Source organism: Bradyrhizobium sp. NBAIM08 (genome assembly GCF_020193935.1).
Classification (GTDB): Bacteria; Pseudomonadota; Alphaproteobacteria; order Rhizobiales; family Xanthobacteraceae; genus Bradyrhizobium; species Bradyrhizobium yuanmingense.
The window spans coordinates 1-477 of sequence record NZ_JADYVR010000141.1; the positions used below are offsets into that span (position 1 = coordinate 1).

Below are 477 nucleotides of genomic sequence, written 5' to 3' on the forward strand. Positions count from 1 at the left end.
GTGACGGAGTTCGCGTTCCAGAAGAGCGCGCGGGTGACGGTGCCCTGCAAACTCGACGCGTTGTCGACATCGAACGGAGGGCCGAACGTGTTGCCCGTGTTGTTTCCGGACAGACCACCCGCGTTTGCCGTGCCGATCGTCTTCGCCGAGAGCGTGTCATTTCCCGACCAGTTTCCCGGAGTGCCCGAGATCGCGAAGGAATTCAGCAAAGGCGAACCACCGCCCTCAGCCACGATCAACTCCAGCGTGCCTGCCTGATTCCATGAAACGGAAGTGGAATAGGCCGTGCCAGCCAGCAGCTTGCCGGACGAACTCTGCACCGCGATGGTATTCAGGGCGGTGTCGTTCAATCCTGTCGGCAGGGCCGCGTCTGACGCGCCTTGCTTACCAATGAATGTCGGCACCCCGTTGACCAGATAGAGTCCGGATCCGCTCGAAGTGCCGCCAATTTCTATCAGAAGGCGCGTGCCGTTAAGG

1 protein-coding gene is annotated in these 477 nt (G+C 60.8%); it reads right to left on the reverse strand.

Going from position 1 to position 477, the window contains the following annotated elements:
- Window positions 1-477: hypothetical protein (locus I6F37_RS38810; protein ID WP_225154191.1), on the reverse strand; the 477-nt coding region annotated here is incomplete at both ends.